We start from the raw sequence: 23,927 nt of genomic DNA, 5'->3' as shown, positions 1-23,927 counted from the left end.
GACAGCTCTAAATCACAGAGGCAAAATACGCCCCTTTATATTGCACTACGATTACAAAATATTTACGCTTGAATTACATTTGATTCTGTAATGGCCTGAATATCAGAGCAATTAATAAATCATTACAAAACTGTTAAACAAAAAAAATCCCGATGAACTGAATCATCGGGATTTCAACAACTTATAGTTTGTTTAAAACTAGCTTTTGGAAAGTGAGAAAAGGAACTCCAAGCCACCCTCGGGCTTGTTTCTCACCGAAATTTCTCCTTTGTGCAGCTGGACGGCGTTTTTTACAATCGCTAAACCCAATCCGGTTCCACCGGTTTCGCGGGTACGTCCTTCGTCGATGCGATAGAACCGCTCGAAAATCCGATTCAAATGCTCCTCCGGAACACCTTTGCCATTGTCGGAATAGCTTAAATAGTAGAATTTTTCATCTTCCAGGTATTGTTTCAGCGTGACGGTCACCTTCGGTCCGGCATAGTTGATGCTGTTTTCGATAAAGTTTTGAAAGATAGACGAAAGCAGACTGTCGTTTCCGTGCACCACAACGTTATCATTGATTGACAGATCTAGTTTGATACCTTTTTCCGAAATGCGCGATTCCAGATTTTCAATCACATCATTGATTAGTGGGCGAAGTTTCACCGATTTAAATTCGAATAAATCACCTGCATCTTCAATATTGTTTAGCAGCGAAATATCGTTTAGCAACACATTTAACCGCTCGCTTTGCAGGTGAGCACGTTCAATAAAATAGTGTGCCTTTTCCTTTGGAATATTTTTATTGGATAGAATCGTTTCCAGATAGCCTTTGATTGATGCAAGCGGCGTTTTTAGTTCATGGGCAATATTCGAGGTTAACTGCTGTTTCAGCAAGCGGCGTTTTTCGGGCCGGGTGATGTCTTCAATCAGGACTTCGAAGGTGCGATCGGCAAAAATAATCCCCTGAATCCGGAAGTACATTTCGTTTTTCGACAAGGTAATTTCGACATGAGGTGGATTCTTGGGGTTGATTTTTACATCGGGTTTCAGGTAGGCGTCGATTTTCGCAATTAATTCCTCAAACTCGGGAATCTCAAACAGCGATTCGGCCGAAATTGTTGAGCGCTCCGAAATAAGGTTGATGTATTGAATGAAGTGGCTGTTTGCCAGTATTTTATCCTTATTGAACGAGAAGAAGGCGATTCCTTCGTTCAAGGCGTACAGGTGATTAAAAAGACGTTCTTTCTCAGCGCTTAAATCATCTTTCGCACGTTTTAGCCGGTTGTAAATCCGGACGATCTGGAGCTGAATGTCGCCAAATTCTGAATCCGGAAACTTGAAGTTGGGATCAATATCTTCTTCTTTTCCGGCACGAACGGCAAAGTCGCGCAGTTTGGTAATAAATTCGCCCAATCGTTTAGTAACCAGGTAAAGCATTAGCCACATGAGCAGGAACAATGCGATCATAAAGAAGATGAACAGGCGCGATGTTTTCAGGAAGTTCTGGATTTTGATGTTGTATACCGCGGCACACCGGATGAAATAGTGGTCGTAATTTCGGGCGTAGTAGTAAAAATCCTGTCCGGTAGTGTTCGAAAGGCGGATGTTGGCGCCGCGTTCGTTGTAAAGCGCTTTTTGTACTTCCGGACGTTCGAAGTGGTTTTCCATGTCCAGGTACTCTTTTACAAAACTATCGTAAAGTACCTCGCCTTTCGACCCAATCACAGTGACTCTGATCTCTGGATCAGGTACCATGTAGATGATTGAATCCAGCTCTCCGAAGTCCTCTTTTTTCAGCAAGTTGTGATGCTGAATATAGCGATTCGTCATTTGAGCGACGTTGTCCAGCGTGTTTTCCAGTTGGCTGGTTCGGTATTCTTTTTCGCGGCTATACTGAAAAGCGAGAATAGACAGAGTAAAAATGGTAAAAGCACTAAAGAAATAAATAAAAATGCGCTGTTGGTAGGTCCTTTGTTTTAGCACGGCCAATGAATTTAAGTTGTTTTTTTAGGGTCTATTTTTCGAAGCAATAGCCATATCCGGAGCGACCAATTATCTGGTTGCCGTAGTTGCCCACTTTTTTTCGCAAACGGGCAATGTTTACATCCACATTTCGCTCGGTAACAATTACGTCGTTGCTCCAGACACGATCCAGTATTTCCTGTCGGCTGATGAATTTGCCTTTGTTGCGTAACAACAAAGCAAGTATTTCAAACTCTTTACGCGTGAGGTTGACTAATTCGTTGTCGACGGTTACGGATTTACTTTCTACATCTACTTTTACGCCGTCGCTCTCCAGTGTTGTGTTGGGCTGCTCGGTGGAACGGCCTCGTTTTAGAATAGCCTTTACCCGAACAATCACTTCCTTGATAGAGAAGGGTTTAACGATGTAGTCGTCGCCTCCAACATTGAATCCGGTAAGTAAATCGTTTTCAGAAGTTTTTGCGGTCAGGAAAATGATCGGCACATCCAGTTTGTGCTCTTTGCGAACCAGATCCGCCATTTTGTATCCCGACATGCCACCCATCATCACGTCGAGTAAAAGAAGGTGGTAGGTTTCCAGTGGTTTCGTTAGCGCTTCCTCGGCAGAGGAGGCCACATCGATATGGAATCCTTCACTCGACAGGTTGAACTGAAGAATTTCCCTCAGGTCCTGTTCGTCATCAACGACTAATATTCTAGGGGTATAGTCCATGTTATTCCTCCAGTGTTTGGTGTCTGATATCTCTTCCTTCAATCGAATAGATGGCTGCTTCGGCAATGTTTGTCGCGTAATCGCCAATGCGCTCAATGTTGCTCATCATTTCTTTTAGGGTGATGGCACTGGTCAGCAAGTTTTTGGTTGTATCTTCCAGATTCACCTTTTTAACTAGTTTTTTCAGCAATTTGGCGTTTATCTCGTCCATAATGTCGTCATTCTTAATCGTCCAGATGGCCAGTTCCTTGTCGTCGTTGGAAAATGCCAGCAACGCCTTTCGAACCATATTGACACTTAGCATCGTGGTGTTTGTAAACACCTCGTGGAATCCTTCGTAGAGGTCCTGCGCTTTAATTTTATGGATAAATTTTGTCACATTAATTACACGGTCTCCAATTCGTTCAAGGTTGATTAGGATGCGATAGCACGACATAATTTTGCGCAGATCGGATGCCACCGGTTTCTGAAGGACGATGGTTTTCACGATTTTGTCGCTCAGTTTCACTTCCATCTTATCAATTTGCTCCTCGTTCTTATAGATAAATGTCAACACTTCATCGGAAACGAACAGATCTCCTGATGTGATGAAATGTTCCATATAATCCAATTGTTCCAAAACTATATTGGCCAGTTTCTCGAAATCGTCCAATATACTTTGAATTGCTTCGTCTTTCTTTATCGTCATGGTGATACTATTTTTAGTTTTATAAACAGCTGATCAACCGAATTTTCCGGTTAGGTATTGCTCAGTTCTTGGATCTTTCGGGTTTGTGAACATATTTTTAGTTTTCCCGTATTCAACCAATTCTCCAAGATACATAAATAACGAATAATCTGAAATCCGGGCTGCCTGCGACATATTGTGGGTTACCAGAATGATGGTGTAATTTTCTTTCAACTTTACCAGCAGATCTTCGATTTTTGAGGTTGCAATGGGGTCGAGAGCCGACGTTGGTTCATCCATCAGGATGATTTCGGGGCTGAAAGCTAAGGCCCGGGCAATGCACAAACGTTGTTGTTGTCCGCCCGAGAGGAAGGTTCCCTTTTTGTGGAGCGAATCTTTCACTTCGTCCCATAGCGCAACGTCGCGCAGGGACCGTTCAACAACCTCGTCCTTTTCCTTTTTCTTCAACCGAATACCATTGAGCTTGTAGCCGGCTATTACGTTTTCGTAAATACTCATGGTTGGGAACGGGTTTGGACGTTGAAAGACCATGCCCATTTGCCGTCGCAATTTTATGGCCGACATATCGTAGATGTTCGCGTCGTGAATCAGCACTTTCCCTTCGGTCGAAATGTTGTCGTAAAGCTCGTGCATGCGGTTGAGGGCTCTTAGCAGCGTACTCTTTCCGCAACCCGATGGCCCCATGATGGCTGTAACGGTGTTTTTCTTAATATCAACCGAGACATTTTTCACCGCCTTGTTTTTATCGTAGGAGATGGAAAGATCCTGAATGCTCAGTGCCGGGTTGTTTATTTCAGCGATTGTATTTGTCATTTCTTAAAGCATGAATATTTTTCAGGACAGGTTTGCCTGGTTTAGCTTCTCCTGCCATTAACTTTTTTATCGTCGTTTACCTGCTATTTGCTTCGAGATTATATTCAGAAGCAGAACAATGATCATCAACATAAGCGACGAACTCCAGATGAGGTCGATCATGTTCGGGTCGTTGTAAAACTCCCAAATCAACAGGGGGATGGCGCTTGTTGGTTTGGTAATGTCCAGGTTGATCATTGTACTTCCGAGCGCAGTCAGCATTAAGGGTGCGGTTTCGCCCAAAACCCGCGAAATGCCAAGCAGAATTCCGGTTAACAATCCACTGAAGCCAGTCGGAATCAGCACTCTGATAATGACTTTATAGTAGGGTGTACCTAGTGCCATAGCGGCTTCTTTCAAGCTTGCCGGGATCATTTTCAGGGTTTCTTCGGTTGAACGCACAATCATGGGCAGCATCATTATTGCCAACGAAACACTACCAGCCAGAGCTGAATAGCCCATTGTAACGTGTTTCACAACCCATAAATAGGAGATCAGCCCCAGAACAATAGACGGAACCCCCTGCAAGATGTCTGAAAGGCTGCGGGTAAAGTTGGCCATGCGTTTGCCAGGGTTTTCGTACAAATAAATTCCAGTAATTATCCCAATCGGAATTGCCAAAGCTGCTGCGATGACAACCATGATCAGCGTTCCGATGATTCCATTGGCAATCCCTCCCGGAATCGACTCTCCGTTGGCAAGGGCTGTCATGGCCGAGTAGGTGTCGGGTGTATTTTTAATCAGGAATTCGAGGCTGATTTGTTTGTAGCCTTTCCGAACCAACTCGCCAATAATCAGAACAATTGGTGAAATAGTAACGATGGACAAAAGAACGACGATTCCCAGGACTAGCTTGTCCTTCAATATTCGTTTTTTTGACGTATCCCGTAACTTGATGTTTGCTGTTTTGTTCACGTTTCTGTCTTTTATCGCATCTTCTTAATTATCAATTTCCCTAGGGCGTTAACAATCCCTGTTATCAGGAATAATAACAACCCGATTGCAATCAGAGAGCTCAGTTTCAGTCCATCGGCTTCGCCAAATTGGTTGGCAATAACACTGGCCATCGAGTTTCCGGTTCCGAAAAGGCTGTCGGGTACTTTGTTCGAGTTCCCGATTAGCATGGTAACGGCCATGGTTTCGCCCAATGCACGTCCGAACGATAAAATGTATCCGGCAATGATACCCGAGTGAGCGTTGGGAATGGTTACTGTTTGGATGACTTCCAGTCGGGTCGCGCCAAGTGAATAGGCTGCTTCTTTCAAGTCGTTCGGCACCATGGCAATAATTTCGTTGCTCAGCGATGTGGCGTAAGGAATGATCATGATGGCCAGAATGAGGCTCGAAGTGAAAATACCAAAACCTTGGTTGCCAATCCCTAACTCAATCATCATTGGGCGAAGAACATAAAATCCCCACAAACCATAAACGATGGAAGGGATACCGGCCAACAGGTCGACCAGCATGCTGAGCACCCGGGCAACACGTGTTCCTCTAAAATATTCGCCTAAAAAAAGTGAGGCCGAAAAGGACAACGGCAGGCTGATAAGCAGGGCCAAAACGGAAGTAATCAAGGTTCCGGCAATAAAGGGCAGGGCACCGTAGTTTTCCTTGCCCGATGTTGGATCCCAATTGTTGGAAATAATGAAGTTCAGTCCGTAAGCTTTGAAAGCAGGAATGGACCCCTCTACCAAAGAGTAGACCATTCCTGCAGTCACTATAACCAGAATAAATGAGACCAGAGATAAAACGATTCGAGTGATTTTATCACTATTCATTTGGATCTTTTTCGGGTTCGTATTCCTGAAGTCTATTGCAGGGGCTGGCCGTTATAGGTCACGGTGCCCAGAATAGCTTTTGCTTTTTCAACTGCCAGTTTTGGTAGCGGAGCGTAATGTACTTTAGGAGCCTCGCCTTGAGCTTTATCGCCCATCAGCCAGTTCAACAGGTCAACTGTTTGTTTGGCCTGAGCCTCAGAACGGTTGTTGTAGTTTTGTTCTTTGTACAAAATAATCCAGGTGAAACCGGAAATTGGGTACGATGCCGGATCGGAAGAGTTGGTCAACATGATACGAGTATCATCAGGAATGTCTCCCTGAGCTGCCGCACTAATACTTTCAATGGTTGGCAAAACATAGTTGCCGCTGCTGTTTTCAACTTTTGCCATCGAAATTTTTTGGGCAAAGGCAAATTCAGAACCAATGTAGCCAATTGAACCGCTGGTTTGGCTGACGGTTCCGGCAACACCCGGGTTCCCTTTGGCACCCATGCCAACCGGCCAGTTCAACGATTTTCCAACACCAACCTGGCTGGCCCATTTTTCACTTATTTTGGTCATGTAGTCGCTGAAAATTTGTGTTGTTCCGCTACCGTCAGAACGGTGAACAACAGTAATGTCCATGCTTGGTAGCTGAATGCCTTCGTTATTGGCTGCAATTTGAGCGTCATCCCATTTGGTGATTTCTCCCATGAAGATTTTTTCCAGCAGTTCATCTGAAAGTTTTAGCTCTTCAATACCTGGAAGGTTATAAGCAATAACTACAGCACCAATACAGGTTGGAATGTGTAACACTTCACCCGGCATTTCGGCCAATTTATCGTCGGCCAGGTAGCCATCGGTTGCGCCAAAGTCAACCACTTGGTCGCCAAGGCTGCGAATACCACCACCCGATCCAATGCCACCGTAGGTGACTTGTGCACCTGTTTCGTCGGTGTACTGTTTGAACACCATGTTGTAGAACGGTAGGGGGAAGGTAGCTCCGGCTGCTGTCAGCTTAATGTCGCTTTGGGCTCCGTCGGCCGATTTTTTAGTAGAGGTTGAACAACTGCTCAGCAGGGCAACCGCTAAAGCAAGGGCTAAAAACTTTCTCATTTTAATATGGATTAGAATTTAAATTCGCAATTCAATAATAAACTTGAACTAAATGGTTCGGCACTGTCTGCAGGTTTCCACCCCGAGAATGTTGGTGTTAGTTTGATGCCTTTTACCGGAGCATATTCCACCCCTGCAAGGAAAAGTTCACCATCCTTCGACAGGTTCCAGTCAGCACTCGCACCAGAAGGGGTGTTGGACATTACGTTGTCGTAACGGGCAAACAGCTTCACCTTTGGCGCGGCAAACACGGTCGCGTAAAAAGAGGTACCGCTTCTGTCACGTCCTTCCACGAATTTGTAGTTGGTCATGTAGTTGTATTCGGCACCTAAGCTGAAATGATCGTCGGCATAACCGAGAAATGTGGCTAAGGATGTTTGAGTTGATTCGTTTGAACTGAAATCGTAATAAACACGGGCAGTCAGTTTTTGTACCGGATTAACTGTTAAGCCAAAACCTGTTCTTAATGTACTGTCAGCCTCAACTTTTTTGTAGCCTTCACCATTCGCGATAATCAGGTCAGCGCTGATGAAATCTGAAAATTTGTAGGCAACACTAATTCCCATATCGGCACTTGAGTTAAAGCTGTATCCGTCCTGGAAAGATTTTTCAAGGTAGCGGTATCCCCAGAAATTCTCTTGAACTTTAAACTGAGTAGTCGAGATCATACCAAAGTATACAGTCCACTGATCTTGCTTGTACTTCACGTAAGCATTTTTGATAAAAGCGGTGTATTCAAAGTCGCCACCATCATCGGGGTTGCCAACGTCGATGTTTGCTTTGGCTGAAAAGTTTTTGCTAAACTGATATTCATATCCAAGGTATACTCGGGTTAGTTCGAAGGCAGAAGCAGATTCACCATCGGAAAAAGTAGTGTGGTAATTACTATAAATTCTCATAAACGGGTTTCCTGATCGTTTAAATGCCTCCGTTGTTTGGGATTTACCCATGATGGTCACTAATAGCATAACCATCGTTAATACACTAATGCGTTTCATATACTTAAGATTGAAAATTAATTAAACTCTTGTTACAGAATCCGAAGGCAAATCAAAAGCTATTAAGTTGCAGTGGCATTAATAAAATATTACAAAACGATTAATTTACGACATTTTTAAACAATATTAGCTGTCGAGTGGAGCCTAATATTCAGAAAAACAACACTTAACGCGCGATTGCATTTTTGTAACAAAAGATTACATTTTGATGTTGTTGCGTAAAAATTCAGCACTACGTCCTTCAAATCAAATCCTGTTAACATTTCTAAATGGCTTGCCTATTTTCAACAAGCCTGAAACTTTTTAGGATGATAATGGTTTCTTTGTTCTTTGGCTTAGTAAAGCTTTCTACTCTGCTCGGAGGATGCGAAGCATATCATTTTTTCGGTTTGCCAGAAATGGCCTGCCAAAAGAATACTGAGTCGTTAGAGAGATGTAATTGAACTATTAACGACAAAATTAACAGAGTGAAACAAACGATTTATTTATTGTTTGCGGTTTTCATGTTCATGAATTTGAATGTGATCGGCGCCGATGGAAAAGTGACCGGACAGGTGAAAGACTCAGAGACCCGTGAGCCGGTGGAATATGCCAGTGTGGCATTGTACAGGGCTGATGACGGGAGTCTTTTAAACGGAAAAGTAACCACCAGAACAGGAGGATTCGAGTTTGGAAAGCTCGCGTCGGGGCGTTACTTTATCGAGATTCAGTTTATAGGTTATGAAAAGAAAAAATTAGAGGAATTTACTATCGGCGACCGGCAAAACCTTCAGCTGGGTGAAATACCGATTCGTATTTCAAGCGTTGTGGTCGATGAGATCGCGGTTCATGGGGTCAGGGCTGACGTACTGAATAAGTTGGAAAAGCAAACCTATAAAGCCGGGCAATTTGAATCGGCTAAAGGTGGTTCGGCTGTTGATGTCTTGAAGAATATGCCTTCGGTTTCGGTGAATGGCCTTGGTGAAATCTCCGTTAGGGGATCGGCCGGTTTTTTGTTGCTGCTGAACGGAAAACCTGTGCTTACCGATGCGCAGAGTGTATTGAGTCAGCTTCCGGCCAATACCATCGAAGATGTAGAGCTAATTACATCGCCCTCGGCAAAATACGATCCCGACGGAAATGCGGGGATCATCAATATTAAAACTAAAACCGGGAATTCGGATGAAATTGGTTTTGTGATCAATTTGCAACAAGGATTGCCAAGTACACGTGATTTTGGGAATGATAGAAACCCAAATCGTTATGGAGCCGATGCGACTTTCAATTACCAAAAGAAAAAATGGGATATTACCATTGGCGCCAATTATACCCGGAACGATTTGGCCGGCTACCGAATTGGTGATGTGCGTATTTCGAATCCGGATGCGCAGACTGTCAATTACTTCCCATCGGAAGGTGAGCGGAGTTTCTATCGGTACAACTATGCCGGAAACGCATCAGTGTCGTTTCAGGCCGATGAAAAAAATCTGATTTCGGTGGGCTTCTACAGCGGGAAACGCTATCAGGAGCGGGACGCCAATATTTTTTATAACAACTCGCAGGTTGATGAAAATACGGGTGATGTGATCTACGAATTCAATTATTACAATGCCAACAACCAAATAAAACAAGGAACGTTCACCCTGGGGAGCATCGATTACAAGCATACATTCAGCAAGAAATCGTCGCTAACTTTTTCGGGTTTGTACGAATACGACGATCTGTATGGCAATACCCACAATCATAATTTAACGGAGCCCGGAGGCACAGAAATTCAGTATGTTCAGAACCCCTATCAAAAGCCGGTTGAAGGTTATCGGTTTTTGGTTGACTATGCCGTTGAGCTGGGATCAGGAAAACTGGAAACCGGCTACCAGTTTCGGTACGACACACAAGAGGGTGTTTTTGATTATCTGATTAGCCCGGAGGTTCCGGATCAGCCGAACCTGGATCAGTTTAGTGGTACAGCCGATTCGAAGAATCAGATCAATTCGGCCTATCTGCAGTACAGTGCTAAAACCGATCGCATCGAGTATATGGCCGGGTTGAGGTTCGAGCAATACGACCGGACTGTTGAGTTGTCGACCGATCCGGAGACTCATCGGTTGAGTTTGTCAAACCTGTTTCCTAGTGCGAATGTGCAGTATACGCTATCTGAGAATTGGAAGCTGAAGGCAGGGTACAGTCGCCGGATTCAGCGTTCGTCGAATAACCAGCTGAATCCAATTCCTGAACGGGAACACTCGGAAACATTGGAGATTGGAGATCCGGACCTGAAACCAGAGTTGATAGATGCTCTTGAGATGGGGGTGACCCACAATTTCAAAACCGGAATGCTTTTCTCGACTGTTTATTACAGGGCTAGCAAAGATCCGATGCAGCGGGTGAACAGTGTTTATGCCGATTCAATTCTAAACCGGGTGTATACCAACGTTGACAAAGCTACAGCGCTTGGTCTCGAGCTGGGCGCGAATCTTCATCCGGTGAAGTGGTGGAATCTTTATTTGGGAGCGAATGTCTATCAACAGAAATACGAAGGCGAAGTCAACGTTTTAGGCGAAATCATTCAACTCGATTCGCACAACGATTGGGTGTATTCGCTGAATGCCAATACCAATTTCACTCTCACAAGCTCGTTAAGTTTGCAGGCTAATCTGAATTATCTTTCGAAACGGCCAACAGCGCAGGGAGAGGATTCCCGCTTTTTGAGTCCAAACCTGTCGGTAAAGAAAACATTCTTCAATAACCGGTTGACCGCCGGCGTGCAATGGCAAAACATCGATTTGGGGATGAATGAATCTAACAGGCAGGAAATCACCACTTGGGGAGATTCGTTTTATACCACCACAAATTATATCTATGAAACCGATGTGATTATGGTGAACCTGAGTTTCAATATCAATCGGAAATCGAACGGCAAGCAACTGAAAAGTGAATTCGGCGAAAATGAATTCTAAGTACTAAGTTTTGGCTCAATTGTCTGATTGCTGAAAAGGCTTCAATCTAAGTTTTAATTTAGGTTGAAGCCTTTTTTTTAGTGAAGCGCAACCGATCTGGAATCGGTATGGGAAAATCAATTTAGCCTGAATTTCGCGCAAAAAATTAGCCCGATCCGGCATGAATCGGGCTAAGTATGACAGTTAAGATGGAATTTTAAAGTTGAAATTGAGCTTTAATCGCATCAACATAGTCGAGCTTTTCCCACGTGAACAGCTCCACCTCTTTTTCAATCCGACCGAAATAGGGCGATTCGAAAATTTTGGTTATTGTTTGCGGCATGCGTCCCATGTGGCCGTAAGCGGCTGTTTCGCGGTAAATTGGGTTGCGAAGTTTCAATCGTTCTTCAATCGCTGCCGGACGCAGGTCGAACAGTTCCTCTACTTTGCGGGCAATCGCTCCGTCGTCAAGTTTTACATTCGCTGTTCCGTAAGTATTCACATACACACCAACTGGTTTGGCAACACCAATGGCATAGGCCAGTTGTACCAGCACTTCGTCGGCAACACCTGCAGCAACCAGGTTTTTGGCAATGTGGCGCGAGGCATAAGCTGCTGAGCGGTCAACTTTCGATGGATCTTTTCCTGAAAAAGCACCGCCACCATGAGCGCCTTTGCCACCGTAAGTGTCGACAATGATTTTGCGGCCGGTTAAGCCAGTATCTCCGTGAGGTCCGCCGATAACGAATTTACCGGTTGGGTTCACGTGGTATTTAATATCGTCGCCAAACAAAACCTGAACACGTTCGGGCAATTGAGCAATCACTCGAGGCATCAGAATGTTGATTACATCCTCCCTGATTTTTGCCAACATCGGTTCGTCAGCGTCAAACTCGTCGTGCTGGGTCGAAACAACGATGGCTTCAACTCGTTTCGGTGAATTGTCGTCGTTGTATTCAATAGTCACCTGCGATTTTGAGTCCGGTCGCAGATAGGTCATCACTTTACCTTCGCGTCGAACAACGGCCAATTCCTTCAAAATACGGTGCGAAAGATCCAATGCTAAAGGCATGTAATCTTCGGTGTCCTTACAGGCATAGCCAAACATCATTCCCTGGTCGCCGGCTCCCTGATCCATTTTGTCGGCTTTGTCCACGCCACGGTTAATGTCAGCACTCTGCTCGTGAATGGCAGTCAGCACACCGCACGAGTCTCCGTCGAAACGATAGGCAGCTTTTGTGTAACCAATCTCGTTAATAACCTTTCGGGCTGTTTCCTGAACATCCACATAGGTTTGCGATTTTACTTCGCCTGCCAGCACAACCTGTCCGGTGGTCACCAGCGTTTCAATGGCTACTTTTGAGTTCGGGTCAAATGCCAGAAATTCATCCAGCAGGGCGTCAGAAATTTGGTCGGAAACTTTATCCGGGTGTCCTTCCGATACCGATTCGCTTGTAAATAGATAGCTCATATCTTTTTGAATTATTAAAATTTGCACGCATTGAGCAGTTGCAAATGAATTGATTTAAAAATGTTTGTGTAGATGAGAATGATTGACGGAAGTCAAAAAGATAAAGCGATTGCTTTAGCATTTTTTTAACGTGGTTGCAATCAATCTCAAATTTGTCCACAATTACTTGAGGCAAATGTAATACCTTTTTTGGTTTCCATTGCAAACTGAAATCGGGTATTCACATCGATTTGTTCAACAACCGGCACCAAGATCAGCAGATTAGGCGAAAGCTGTTGGTCGCTTTGGAATAAAACGAACGTCGGTCCCAATGAGTCGATCGCGCTGGTTTTGGCCAATAACAATGAAATTTCCGGATGGATTAGGCTCTTTTTGTACGTCGGAAACAGCTTTAAAAACCCCTACCGAAAAGACAATCTATTTTTTCCTTCTCATTTTTCTTTTCTCATTAGCCTGGTATAACAAACAGGGAGAGCTTTTTGATTAAAGTTGACAGAAAAAAATTGAAGGGAAAGATAAAGGTGGCGACTTTAAGCCTTTGTGTCGGAATGGTTAGTTTTTCGTCAGCTTGTGAAAAATGTTTTCGAGGCTGGTTTGTTGCTCTGTAAGAGTTAGAATCGTCAGCTTATTATCTACGGCAAAGCGAAAAAGAGCCGGGCGAATATCATCTTCTCCCGGAGCATGTACCAAAAAGCTTCTGTCGGAAATCTGATCAAGTTGCCTGATGTTCAATGCTGATGAAATTTGCGTCGGTTGGATTTTTTCAGCAAATTCAACCAAAACCTGTTGGCTCGAAAACAGTTTGCCGCTTTTCAGGCTTTCAACCGGGTTGTCGGCAATTAGTTTTCCTTTGTTGATAATGAGCACCCGGTTACAGATGGCTTCAACCTCTTGCATGATGTGTGTCGAGAAAAGCACCGTCTTCTCCCGGCTGATTCCGCGAATCAAGGTCCGAATGTCTTCCAGCTGATTTGGGTCAAGACCGGTAGTAGGCTCATCCAAAATCAGGATTGCCGGGTCGTGAATCAGTGCCTGTGCCAGTCCCACCCGTTGCCGGTAGCCTTTCGAAAGGGCGCCAATTTTTTTGTGCCGCTCCGGGCCAAGTCCGGTCATTTCGATTACTCGGTCGGCCTGCTGTTTCTTGTTTTTTAGGTGGTACATGCCCGCAGTGAGCTCCAGATATTCCCGAACATACAAGTCAGTATAAAGCGGGTTGTGTTCCGGCAAATAGCCAATCTGCTGTCTGAGCCGATGATTTTCGGGCGAAACCTCTTCGCCGTTAATGCTTACTGTACCTTCGTCGGCTGCCAAATAACCGGTAATAATCTTCATTAGGGTTGACTTTCCGGCACCGTTTGGTCCTAAAAAACCGACGAGCTCGCCGCTATTTAGCTCGATGCTAAGCTGATCGACTGCTTTTTGCTTGCCATAAAATTTTGAAATGTTTTCTATTCGGATCGTCATGCCTTCAAGTTTGAGACCAAAAATAAGGAAATCGGGAAGATTCGCTTAACTTTAAGTCCTCGAAATTTAATTTTAAGGTAATCACCGTTTCATGCTTTTCAACTTCTTTTGACTGTCTGTTAAAAACGCTCAGCAATTTGAAGCTAACATTTGTCATCTTTTATTGCCCACAAGAGATAGAGTCGGGAAGGTGCCGTAAAATTGCAGCGAATTGGGGGTAATTTCTTATAAATTAGGCTTCGACATTTTGTATTTATTAACTTTAACTTAACTTTGTGGCTCTCTTAAAACGCGTGACTGAACATGGAAGATCGGAATTTTAACTATATCAAGGATTTGACGAAGTATCAACGCCAGCAAACGGCTGTAGTTCAGGTTGGTAAGATACCAGTGGGGGGAGATTATCCGATTCGTATTCAGTCCATGACTGATACTGATTCAAAAGATACGGAAGCGACAGTTGACCAGATTATACGCATTATAAAAGCTGGTGCCGACTATGTTCGGGTAACGGTAAAAGGAATGCCTGATGCTGAGAACCTGAAAAACATAAAGCGGGAGCTGGTTGCACGAGGCTATGAAAATTCGCTCATTGCCGATATTCATTTCAACCCAAAGTTAGCTGAAATTGCTGCGAAATATATTTCGAAAGTGCGAATCAACCCCGGTAATTTTTACGATAAACGGGCCCGGTTCGAGCATCATTTATACACCGACGAGGAATACAAAGAGGAGTTGCAAAAGATTGAAGAGCTGTTCATTCCTTTTCTGCAGGTACTGAAAGAAACAAACACAGCATTGCGGATTGGCGCTAACCAGGGTTCATTGTCCGATCGGATTATGAGTCGTTATGGCGACACACCTGCCGGAATCTCCGAGTCGGTGATGGAGTATTTGCGCATTTGTAAGAAAGTGGATTTCAAAAATGTCGTAATCTCCATAAAATCGAGCAACACCCGGATGATGGTGTACACGGTTCGGTTGCTGAATAAACGAATGCGATTGGAAGATATGGAGTTTCCACTTCATTTGGGTGTTACCGAAGCAGGCGAGGGTGAAGATGGCCGCATTAAGTCGGCAGTTGGCATCGGAGCTTTGCTGGTTGACGGTATTGGAGACACCATCCGGGTGTCGCTAACCGAAGCTCCTGAGAAAGAAATACCGGTGGCCAAGAAAATGGTCAACTACATTAAGTCATACCAAAATCACCAGCCAATAACGGCTCCGTTATTTGCCCAGGTAAACCCGTTTGAGTACGAGCGTCGCTCGGTTCGTCCGGTAATGAACATGGGCGGAAAGCAGGTACCGGTGGTTGTAGCCGACCTGCGCGAACGGAGTCTTTCAGAGATCCTTCCGCTTCGCGGGAAACAAATTCCGGAATATTTCCTGAATGGCGACCAGATCCTCGATCTGGAAGGCAATGTGTACCCGATTCTCGACCTCGAAGAATATTTGTTTGGTGGCAGTCACTGGGGACAAATGAAATTTATTCGAACCAATAAAATGGAATTCGACCGTTTCATGTCTGAGAACCCGGAAATTATTACCAAACTGAAACAAACCCGGAAAACCGTTTTGGTTCTGGAAAGTTTCAATAAAAATCCATTTGCGGAGCTACGTGCGTTTTTCATGACGTTGGAATCGCACATCTGGAAAGTACCTGTAATCATTCATCGAGCTTACAAAGAGACTAGTTTGGAAGACCTTCAGATTAAAGCGTCGATTGATTTGGGCGGGCTGTTGATTGATGGTTACGGCGACGGAATCTGCATTACCAACGAAGGTGAAAATGTTACGTTTACCGACTTGAAAGATCTCAGCTTTTCTATCCTTCAGGCCAGTAGGATGAGGGTAACTAAAACCGAGTTTGTGAGTTGTCCGGGATGCGGACGAACACTATTCGATTTGCATGAGACGACCCGGAAGATCAAAACACATTTCAAGCACCTGAACCACTTGAAGATTGGAATTATGGGTTGCGTGGTTAATGGTCCCGGTGAGATGGGCGATGTGGATTATGGTTTTGTAGGAGCCGGAAATGGTAAGGTAAACCTGTATAAAGGGCAGTCGCTCAAGAAACGCCATATTCAATATGAAAATGCTGTTTATGAATTGGAGAGCCTGATTCGTGAGAATGGCGATTGGCGCGAACCGGAAGACTAAAATTAGAAGAAAGATAATAAATCGGATTCGGGTGTGAGCCAAATGGTGTTCATACCCGTTTTTTTTGCTCCTTCAATATTGGCATCCGAATCGTCGACAAACAGCGTTTCCTCCGCATTTAAACCCGCATCATTCAATACGTGTACAAACGACTCCGGAGCTGGTTTGCGCAGGCCGATTTCGTTCGAGTAAAAGTCTTTTACAAAAAGCTGGGATAGCGAGTGTCCGAATGCCCGCTCAAATAGTCCCTGAAAATGTCGGATATGAATGGCATTTGTATTCGAAAACAGATACACCCGATAATCAGCAGAAAGTCGTTTAACCAGCTCAATGCGATCCCGGAAATAGTCTTTGATCATGGCACACCAGGCAGCGTCGATGGCTTCATCGGAAACTTGTTGAGGTAGCAGTTGTTGAATCCCGGCTCGAAATTCGTCTTCATTCAGCTTGCCCGATTCCATGTCGAGGAAAACCTGATGTTCGTATCCCCACCCTCCTGGGCGAATGAGGTCGGGCATACCCAATTGGCGAAAAGCCTGAATGGTTCGCTCCGCATCGATCGCTAAAAGCACCCCGCCGAGATCGAAGATAATATTTTTGATTTGCTGATTCTGCTGTTTCATACCGGTAAAACTACACAAAGACAGCTGGATTTTGAAGGGAAAGCCATCATTTTCTCATCCATCCTGACTATTTCCTGCAAAAGTGCAGGTTGCGGGAAAGCTTTGATTTTGGCTCACAGGAACCAGCAGAATCCGGCTGTTAGGAGTTCCGGCTAGCGGAGGTAAAAAAGCCGGGATCGTTGTTTATCCCGGCCATATCGTAGATCAGAAACGCCGCTGTAGCTTGTGTTAAGCCAGTCGGTGCATGTTCCACATCGCGAAACAAATTTGCTATTTCAGTACGAAACTGCCGGCAAGACCTTCCTGCGAACTGGTGCCGATAAGAACATCAAACTCGCCGGGTTCAACCAGAAACTCGCCTTCGCCATTGTAAAAACCTAGTTCGTTTTCAGTTAACACAAACGAAACTGTTTTCGATTCATTGGCTTTGAGGCTGATTTTTTCAAAGCCTTTCAGTTCTTTCACCGGACGAACCACCGAGGCAGCTCTATCATGCAGGTATAATTGCACAACTTCTTCGCCATCAATACCGCCGACGTTCGCCACTGTTACTGTCAGCTTAACGTTTTTGGGATCGGAATCATCAATGGTTAGATCGCTGTAGTCGAATTCGGAATAACTCAATCCGAAACCAAACGGGAACAGTGGCGAGTTTTCCTCGTCGGTATAATGCGACCAGAATACATTTTCTTCGGCGTTTGTTGGCCGGCCTGTGCTGAAGTGATTGTAATAAATCGGACATTGTCCTACGCTTCGCGGAAACGACATTGGAAGCTTTCCGGAAGGATTGTATTCACCAAATAACACATCGGCAATGGCATTACCCGATTGTGTTCCCAACTGCCAGGCTTCCACAATTGCCGGAATATTAGCGGCAGCCCAAGGTAGGGCCAGCGGACGGCCGTTCATCAGCACCAATACAATGTTTGGGTTGACTTTGTAAACCGCTTCCAGTAGCTCCTGTTGCAATCCCGGTAGGTCGATTTGGGTTCGGCTGCGGGCTTCGCCGGAGTGGAACCCATGCTCGCCCAGCACCATCAAAACTACCTCTGATCGTTTAGCCAGGTTAATAGCTTCGTTGAACCCACAGCGATCAGTTGTGTTGATATTCAGTTCTTGCACAAATGAAACCGGTCCGGTGACCACATCGGCTCCTTTGGCGTAAGCGAAGCCTGAAGAATGAATCATGAGACCTTCCAACACCGAAACTGCTGTGCTGTCGTCTGAGCCAATCCGCCAGCTTCCCAGCGGGCTTGTTTTATCGTTTGCCAGTGCACCAATAACAGCGATTTTTTGTCGGTTTTTTTGCAGCGGCAGCAAGTTATTTTCATTCTTTAGCAGAACAATCGATTTGCGGGCCATGTCCAACGCAGCCTTTTGATGGGCTTCATTGTAGAGCAGGTCCTTTTCACGAATTTCATCGCAATAGCGATAAGGGTCGTCGAATAATCCAAGCTCGTATTTCACCCTCAGAATCCGGGAAGCCGCTTCGTCAACGACAGACTCTGCTACTTTTCCTTCTTTTACCAGCTCTACCAAATGGCTGACAAAGGCGTCCGACTCCATATCCATATCAGAGCCGGCATTCGCGGCAAATTGCGCGGCCTCCTTCAGGTCTCTCGCATAGCCATGAGTTACCATTTCGGCTCCGCTGGCCCAATCGGAGACTACAAAACCTTTGAAACCCCATTCGCCCTTCAGGATATCGCGCTGCAAAAAGCTGTTTCCGGTAGCCGGAACTCCATTGACGATGTTGAACGCGTTCATCACGGTTTTTACGTCCGCTTCAACAAGTGCCTTAAAAGGCGGGAATACAATATTGTAAAGGGTGGAGGTACCTATATCAACCGTGTTATACTCGCGACCAGCCTCGGAAAAGCCGTAGCCGGCGAAGTGTTTTGCGCAAGCAGCAATGGTATTGTTCGCGCTAAGATCGTCGCCCTGGAAACCCCGAACACGCGCCACGCCAACTTTGGCGCCGAGATAGGGATCTTCACCGGCACCTTCCATTACCCGTCCCCAGCGTGCATCGCGGTAGATATCTACCATTGGTGCAAAAGTCCAGTTAATGCCCACAGCCGAAGCTTCAATAGCAGCCGTTCTGGCAGATTGTTCAATTGCTTGCAGATCCCAGCTAGCGGCTTCGGCCAAGGGGATCGGCGATAGGGTTTTATGACCATGAATTACATCGAGCCCAAAAATTAGCGGGATGCCCAGGCGCGTTTCTTCTACTGCTATCTTTTGCAGTGCAAGAACCTGTTCAACTCCGCGAACATTGAGGAACGAACCGACCTTTCCCAGCCGGAGATCTTCATATTTCTTTTTCGCGTCTCCACCTGTTGGCACGGGACCGGTAGCGTCGTAAAACCCATTGTACTGCACCATTTGACCGACTTTCTCTTCGAGGGTCATTTTAGCCAGTAAGCTTTCAACTTTTTCTCCGATCACATCCTGTTTCAACTCAGAACTTTTTTGATTGCAAGCGTTCAACACAAGTACTGCTAAAATTGCGATGATTGTCCATTTCGTTTTTTTCATTTTCAACTATTTTGAGTCACGATTATTAGTGGAATACGCATTAAGTTACAATAATATGGCGAACTGGTATTTTTCGGAAACGATGTTTCAAAATAGGTCATTCGGAACACGAAGGTCACTCTATCGTTGGTTCTACCAGTTTAGTCCGCCTGAAAAACTTAACGGAATTGGTTGAACGTTTCCCGACTGAATTAACTTTTTACGTGATGATTCAACTACTTTAACACAACCGTTTGTATTGCTTGTCCGGAAATTGAAAAAGCAATTTGTCTGTTGGGAACCGATACCTCCAACTGCTGCGGATTTTCACCGGTATTTAAAATAACCAATACGATGGAACCGTCCGGATTTTGAGCCGCCGTTAACATTAGGTTGGTTTCAGAAGTTTGGAATCCGATGCGAGTTGCTCCGGGTCTGATAAACTTACTAAAATGAGTTAGGGTGTAATATAAAGGAGTGAAGTACACTTCGTCCATTTCTGGATCGACAATGACCGGCGCGGTACACCAGTTTTTGAACCAGTTTGGTCCACCTTGCCGGTCGAGTACCATGTTCCAGTCAATCCAACCTTCAACCCAGTTATTCATACAGCCAATGATGTCGCGCGCGTAGCGATAAACCGGTACATATTTGGGATGGTGGTGTTTCTGATCTTCAGGAGCCCAGTCCCAACCCCAGTCAGTCGCTTCGGCCGACCAGTACCATTCATCATCTTGCCAGTGAGGAACTTCGGCGTCGACACACGCTTCGGACTGAATAATTGATTTATTTGGAGCTGCCTCGTGTGTAAATTGCAGCGATTCGGCAAACCAATCAACGGTGCTGGCATACCAGTGAACAGCCATACCATCGAAATATTCAGATGATTCATCATTTTCATACATGATCCGGGCCCACTCTTCCAGTTCATCACCCCGGTTTTGGTCGTACCCAAATATTTTAACTTCAGGGTGGGTTGCCTTCAACGTTGGTCCCAGGTGATTTTTCACAAAATCAACCATTTCTTCCGGAGAAAAGTGCATGCTTTCCCAATTGTTGTTGTTTCCAAGCGGTTCGTTTTCAACGGTCACACCCCAAATGTCAATACCTTCATTTTTGTAGGCATCAATGTATTTAGAGAAGAACAAAGCCCAGGTGTCGTTGTATTCCGGTAAAAGCTTGCCACCTCTCCAGTCGTTATTGTCTTTCATCCAGGGTGATGCGGTCCAGGGCGACGCCATAATTTTAAATCCATCTTCAGAGATGGCCATCGCTTCCTTAATCATTGGAATGAGGTCATCGCGGTCTTCATCGATTGAGAAATGCTCCAAGGTGGTGTCTCCCGGAACCGAAGCGTAAGAGTAATTACTCAACGAAAAGTCGCATGAGTTGATATGAGTTCGTGTTAAGGAATAAGCTGCTCCCCGGCTGCTAAAGTAAGCGTTGAGTATCGAGTCTCTGTTTTGCTTACTCAACTGATTGAGCAAATAAGCCGAAGCCTCGGTAAACGAACCTCCAAATCCGGTGATTGTTTGGAATTTTTCTTCCGGCAAAATTTTTACCACTACCGGATTTTCAAGCGTTTGAAATTCGGTAATTTTCTCAAGTTTATGTCCACTTGCTGATGTTTCAAAAACCTCCATATTTTGGTTGTTTTGTACGCTACAGCCCGCCAGTAGTAGGATGGCAAGCATACTTGTGAAGTAAGGAACTATTTTCATCGGGTATAATTTTTTGTTGAAATTCGGGTGTCTGTAGAATGGAGCGGTTTTAATCCTCAGCCCTTCTGGCTTCCAGATCCTTTTGCATTTCCATCGTGGTTTTATGATCGATATTATAGAAGTAAAGCAAAATAGCACACGACATATAAAGAATGCCCGGGAACACCGAGATCATCATTTTAATACCGGTAATGGCTGTTTCGGATTGTACGGCATTGGGCTCGAAATGAAACAGCGCTAAAAACCAACCGGCTAATGCGCCTCCGATTCCCCATCCGGCTTTTTGGGCGAAGGTGGCTGCTGAAAAGACCAAGCCGGTGGCTCTTCTTCCAGATTTCCATTCAGAATAATCGGCAGTGTCGCCCAACATGGTCCATAAAAGCGGAACAGCCGGAGCATAGGCCATTTTGGCTAAAATATTGAAGCCGTAGATCCAATAAATGTCATTCACACCAGGGATGTATAAAAGGATGAAGAAAAGACCTGAAAGCAGTGAGCTTGCGAGAAACACGTTCCGGTTTCCAAACCTTTTTGCCAATGGTTTCGAAAAGGGGATTGTTATAATTAAAGCGATTGTTCCAATAACGTTGAATAGCTGCACATTCTCTTCGTTGCCGATGTAGTATTTGAAATAATAGGCCACCGCGAGGTTCTGCATAGCAAACATGATAAAGGAAATGATGCCGACAAAAAACAGGATGACCCAGGGACGGTTGCGAAACAGGTTTTTGATGTCGGCACGCAGGTCGACTTGTTGCTCTTTGAGTGGTTGCACCCGTTCGCGGGTTGTTTTAAAGGTAATGAGGAACAAAACGAGGCTGATTGCGGCAAACAAGATTAACGTATACTGATAGCCTTTGGCACTGTTGCCTCCGCCAAAATAGTTTGCCAAAGTTAAGGCTGTACCCGAAACAATGAGCTGCCCTATAAAGGCGAAGATAAACCGGTAGGAATTCAGTCCGGCCCGTTCGTTCGAATCGGCAGTCATTACAGCTCCCAGCGAAGAATAGGGGAGGTTGATGGCCGTGAAAACTGTCATCAGCAGCAGGTAAGTTGCTCCGGCATAAATTACTTTGCCTGTTTCGCCCAAATCGGGAGTGGTAAAGGTGAGCACGGCCAGCACGCTGTAAGGAAGAGCCATCCACAACATGTAGGGGCGAAATTTTCCCCAACGGGTATGGGTTCGGTCGGCAATGATCCCCATGATGGGGTCGTTTGCCATATCCCAGAAACGAGCGATCAGCATGATGGTACCGGCCGCCGCGGCAGAAATCCCATAAGTATCGGTGTAGAAAATCAGAATCCAGAAACCGACCATATCCCACACGAAATGGGATGCTGTGTCGCCCAGGCTGTAGCCTATTTTTTCTTTGAGGCTAAGTTTCGCAGCAATATTATTCATTTGTTTCGTATTTAGGTTTTTATGATGGTCGGCTAAAATGTACCGACATTCAACTTTACGATTGACTTTTGATAATGTGAAATAAGCATTTTCAACTTCAATAGGAAATTGTTTTATTACTGATGAAGTGTTTTACCGCGACGGGAAACCAATGCCTGACGAATCTCGTGCGCTCGTTCTTCGGTGATATTGTATTTCCAAATGATTGCAATGGCCATCAGGGCTGTCACAATAGGAATCAGAATATCGGCAATGCGCAGGTTCGTCAATGTTTCTGCTGATTGCAGGTCAATTGTTTGGTCGAAACCGACTGCCTGTAGAACAATCCCACTCGTTAGTAAGGCCAGTGCCGTACCAAGTTTCACCATCCACCAGTAAACAGCGCCGAACATTCCTTCGCGACGCTCACCGTTGTTCAGCTCATCGAGGTCGCAAACATCAGCGGTCATCGACATCATTAGGGTGAACAGACCTCCAATTCCGAATGAAAGGAACGGAATGGGCATGAACATCATCCAGGGATTTGCCGGATTGAATCCCCACCATTTCAATCCATAACCAATAATCGATATGAGGGTGGCAATGATGAACGCGTTTTTCTTGCCCACTTTTTCTGAAATTTTCGTCACCACAGGAATCACCAGAAAAGCGGTCGCCATGGCACTTACCGTTCCAAACCAGGCAGGCCAGGTTCCCGACGCGACTTTATCGCCCTGAAACAGGTAGTAGACAATAATGAACATGGCAAATTGAGCGATGGTTTGGAATCCGTTGAAAATGAAAAAAGTAGCACCGCATAGTTTCATAAATGGTTTGTTTTTCACCGTCAGCAGGATTCCCCGGAAAAACTCTTTGGTGTTCGCCGCGAGTTCTTTCGTCGACAAGTCGGCCATTTTATCTTTGTCCGGCACAATCATCTCGCGGTTAAACAGTGCCGGCATAATTCCCAGAATCATACATGCTGCGCCAACCCAAATGGCCAGGATTCTGGCTCCTTCCGGAGCTGTGGCAAAGATATCCGGATCGTAAATAATCACCCAAAACCAAGGCGCGATCATCCAGGCTACCTGTCCCATCCATTGCGATACAGCCATCAAACGGGTACGTTCGTTGTAGTCGGGAGTCATTTCGTAGCCTAAGCCAATTAAAGGTGTGGCAAAAATGGTATAGCCGATGTAGAAAAAGACTGAGACGATTAGGAAATAAACGAAATTATAGGTTTGCGAATTGTCGGGATTCAATTGCCACATGACCATAAAAGCGACACCGGTAATTGCACTTCCGACTAAAATATACGGTTTTCTTCGTCCCCATTTCGATTTTGTGTTGTCGGATATGAAGCCCATGATCGGGTCGGTCAGGGCATCGATGAGCCGGGGAAGGGCTCCCAGAATTCCAGCCATCACCGGATTCATATTTAGCGACATAACCAGCACAACCATAAACACTCCGAGCGCTGCCGGAAATAGCTGGTTTGCCAAATGTCCCGAACCAAATGCTAATTTTTGCCCGAAGGGTACAATGTCTTCTTTCGCCGTTTTGTAGTGTGCCATAAGTTTGA

The 23,927-nt window shown here is 45.1% G+C and carries 17 protein-coding genes; 2 read left to right on the top strand and 15 right to left on the bottom strand.

Going from position 1 to position 23,927, the window contains the following annotated elements; translation table 11 throughout:
- Nucleotides 1-198 precede the first annotated feature (198 nt).
- From ABZD21_RS06970 to ABZD21_RS06935, 8 genes are all read right to left on the bottom strand, one after another.
- Nucleotides 199-1,968, bottom strand: a complete 1,770-nt coding sequence (locus tag ABZD21_RS06970; protein ID WP_372773908.1) for an ATP-binding protein — start codon at nt 1,966-1,968, stop codon at nt 199-201.
- A 31-nt stretch (nt 1,969-1,999) separates the two neighbouring features.
- Nucleotides 2,000-2,680 (bottom strand): response regulator transcription factor, encoded by a 681-nt coding sequence (locus tag ABZD21_RS06965; RefSeq protein ID WP_372773907.1) that lies wholly within the window; start codon nt 2,678-2,680, stop codon nt 2,000-2,002.
- 1 nt (nt 2,681) lies between these two features.
- A complete protein-coding gene (gene phoU / locus ABZD21_RS06960; protein ID WP_372773906.1) occupies nt 2,682-3,368 on the bottom strand; it encodes a phosphate signaling complex protein PhoU in 687 nt (228 codons plus the stop codon).
- A gap of 33 nt (nt 3,369-3,401) precedes the next feature.
- On the bottom strand, nt 3,402-4,181 hold the full coding sequence (gene pstB, locus ABZD21_RS06955) for a phosphate ABC transporter ATP-binding protein PstB (protein WP_372773905.1): 780 nt from the start codon (nt 4,179-4,181) through the stop codon (nt 3,402-3,404).
- A 66-nt stretch (nt 4,182-4,247) separates the two neighbouring features.
- Nucleotides 4,248-5,135: a phosphate ABC transporter permease PstA gene (gene pstA, locus ABZD21_RS06950; RefSeq protein ID WP_372773904.1), complete on the bottom strand. Its 888-nt coding sequence runs from the start codon at nt 5,133-5,135 to the stop codon at nt 4,248-4,250.
- Nucleotides 5,136-5,146: 11 nt separating this feature from the next.
- On the bottom strand, nt 5,147-5,998 hold the full coding sequence (gene pstC / locus ABZD21_RS06945) for a phosphate ABC transporter permease subunit PstC (RefSeq protein ID WP_372773903.1): 852 nt from the start codon (nt 5,996-5,998) through the stop codon (nt 5,147-5,149).
- A 32-nt stretch (nt 5,999-6,030) separates the two neighbouring features.
- The gene (pstS, locus tag ABZD21_RS06940) at nt 6,031-7,092 is read right to left on the bottom strand and encodes a phosphate ABC transporter substrate-binding protein PstS (RefSeq protein ID WP_372773902.1); all 1,062 of its coding nucleotides are present in this window, start codon (nt 7,090-7,092) and stop codon (nt 6,031-6,033) included.
- 11 nt (nt 7,093-7,103) lie between these two features.
- On the bottom strand, nt 7,104-8,090 hold the full coding sequence (locus tag ABZD21_RS06935) for a hypothetical protein (protein WP_372773901.1): 987 nt from the start codon (nt 8,088-8,090) through the stop codon (nt 7,104-7,106).
- A gap of 467 nt (nt 8,091-8,557) precedes the next feature.
- Between ABZD21_RS06935 and ABZD21_RS06930 the strand changes: the two genes are divergently transcribed.
- On the top strand, nt 8,558-11,026 hold the full coding sequence (locus ABZD21_RS06930; protein WP_372773900.1) for a TonB-dependent receptor domain-containing protein: 2,469 nt from the start codon (nt 8,558-8,560) through the stop codon (nt 11,024-11,026).
- 196 nt (nt 11,027-11,222) lie between these two features.
- Here the strand turns inward: ABZD21_RS06930 and metK are convergent, their stop codons facing one another.
- Both metK and gldA read right to left on the bottom strand, forming a co-directional pair.
- Complete coding sequence (gene metK / locus ABZD21_RS06925) at nt 11,223-12,476, bottom strand: methionine adenosyltransferase (protein ID WP_372773899.1); 1,254 nt, start codon at nt 12,474-12,476, stop codon at nt 11,223-11,225.
- Between the two features lie 552 nt (nt 12,477-13,028).
- Nucleotides 13,029-13,940: a gliding motility-associated ABC transporter ATP-binding subunit GldA gene (gene gldA, locus ABZD21_RS06920; protein WP_372773898.1), complete on the bottom strand. Its 912-nt coding sequence runs from the start codon at nt 13,938-13,940 to the stop codon at nt 13,029-13,031.
- 303 nt (nt 13,941-14,243) lie between these two features.
- On the opposite strand from gldA, the gene ispG reads away from it, so the two are divergent.
- Nucleotides 14,244-16,103, top strand: coding sequence for a (E)-4-hydroxy-3-methylbut-2-enyl-diphosphate synthase (gene ispG / locus ABZD21_RS06915; protein ID WP_372773897.1), 1,860 nt, complete (start codon nt 14,244-14,246; stop codon nt 16,101-16,103).
- Between the two features lie 2 nt (nt 16,104-16,105).
- Here ispG and ABZD21_RS06910 read toward each other — a convergent pair whose 3' ends face one another.
- The 5 genes from ABZD21_RS06910 to ABZD21_RS06890 all read right to left on the bottom strand — a co-directional run bounded on the left by ABZD21_RS06910 (nt 16,106) and on the right by ABZD21_RS06890 (nt 23,919).
- On the bottom strand, nt 16,106-16,726 hold the full coding sequence (locus tag ABZD21_RS06910) for an HAD family hydrolase (protein ID WP_372773896.1): 621 nt from the start codon (nt 16,724-16,726) through the stop codon (nt 16,106-16,108).
- Between the two features lie 270 nt (nt 16,727-16,996).
- Complete coding sequence (bglX, locus tag ABZD21_RS06905; RefSeq protein WP_372773895.1) at nt 16,997-19,264, bottom strand: beta-glucosidase BglX; 2,268 nt, start codon at nt 19,262-19,264, stop codon at nt 16,997-16,999.
- 215 nt (nt 19,265-19,479) lie between these two features.
- The gene (locus ABZD21_RS06900) at nt 19,480-20,964 is read right to left on the bottom strand and encodes a glycoside hydrolase family 30 beta sandwich domain-containing protein (protein ID WP_372773894.1); all 1,485 of its coding nucleotides are present in this window, start codon (nt 20,962-20,964) and stop codon (nt 19,480-19,482) included.
- Between the two features lie 49 nt (nt 20,965-21,013).
- Nucleotides 21,014-22,366, bottom strand: a complete 1,353-nt coding sequence (locus tag ABZD21_RS06895; RefSeq protein WP_372773893.1) for an MFS transporter — start codon at nt 22,364-22,366, stop codon at nt 21,014-21,016.
- Between the two features lie 116 nt (nt 22,367-22,482).
- Nucleotides 22,483-23,919: an MFS transporter gene (locus ABZD21_RS06890; protein WP_372773892.1), complete on the bottom strand. Its 1,437-nt coding sequence runs from the start codon at nt 23,917-23,919 to the stop codon at nt 22,483-22,485.
- Between the last annotated feature and the right edge of the window lie 8 nt (nt 23,920-23,927).

It is taken from the genome of Mangrovibacterium sp. (assembly GCF_041596335.1).
Lineage (GTDB): Bacteria > Bacteroidota > Bacteroidia > Bacteroidales > Prolixibacteraceae > Mangrovibacterium.
This window is presented reverse-complemented; position numbering and strand designations above follow the sequence as displayed.

What these genes read in the sequence shown, in the direction of transcription:
- bglX (WP_372773895.1), bottom strand. Translation starts at nt 19,264, where the DNA reads ATGAAAAAAACGAAATGGACAATCATCGCAATTTTAGCAGTACTTGTG.
- ispG (WP_372773897.1), top strand. Translation starts at nt 14,244, where the DNA reads ATGGAAGATCGGAATTTTAACTATATCAAGGATTTGACGAAGTATCAA.
- ABZD21_RS06935 (WP_372773901.1), bottom strand. Translation starts at nt 8,090, where the DNA reads ATGAAACGCATTAGTGTATTAACGATGGTTATGCTATTAGTGACCATC.
- pstC (WP_372773903.1), bottom strand. Translation starts at nt 5,998, where the DNA reads ATGAATAGTGATAAAATCACTCGAATCGTTTTATCTCTGGTCTCATTT.
- pstS (WP_372773902.1), bottom strand. Translation starts at nt 7,092, where the DNA reads ATGAGAAAGTTTTTAGCCCTTGCTTTAGCGGTTGCCCTGCTGAGCAGT.
- ABZD21_RS06965 (WP_372773907.1), bottom strand. Translation starts at nt 2,680, where the DNA reads ATGGACTATACCCCTAGAATATTAGTCGTTGATGACGAACAGGACCTG.
- ABZD21_RS06895 (WP_372773893.1), bottom strand. Translation starts at nt 22,366, where the DNA reads ATGAATAATATTGCTGCGAAACTTAGCCTCAAAGAAAAAATAGGCTAC.
- pstB (WP_372773905.1), bottom strand. Translation starts at nt 4,181, where the DNA reads ATGACAAATACAATCGCTGAAATAAACAACCCGGCACTGAGCATTCAG.
- phoU (WP_372773906.1), bottom strand. Translation starts at nt 3,368, where the DNA reads ATGACGATAAAGAAAGACGAAGCAATTCAAAGTATATTGGACGATTTC.
- ABZD21_RS06890 (WP_372773892.1), bottom strand. Translation starts at nt 23,919, where the DNA reads ATGGCACACTACAAAACGGCGAAAGAAGACATTGTACCCTTCGGGCAA.
- gldA (WP_372773898.1), bottom strand. Translation starts at nt 13,940, where the DNA reads ATGACGATCCGAATAGAAAACATTTCAAAATTTTATGGCAAGCAAAAA.
- ABZD21_RS06900 (WP_372773894.1), bottom strand. Translation starts at nt 20,964, where the DNA reads ATGAAAATAGTTCCTTACTTCACAAGTATGCTTGCCATCCTACTACTG.
- metK (WP_372773899.1), bottom strand. Translation starts at nt 12,476, where the DNA reads ATGAGCTATCTATTTACAAGCGAATCGGTATCGGAAGGACACCCGGAT.
- ABZD21_RS06910 (WP_372773896.1), bottom strand. Translation starts at nt 16,726, where the DNA reads ATGAAACAGCAGAATCAGCAAATCAAAAATATTATCTTCGATCTCGGC.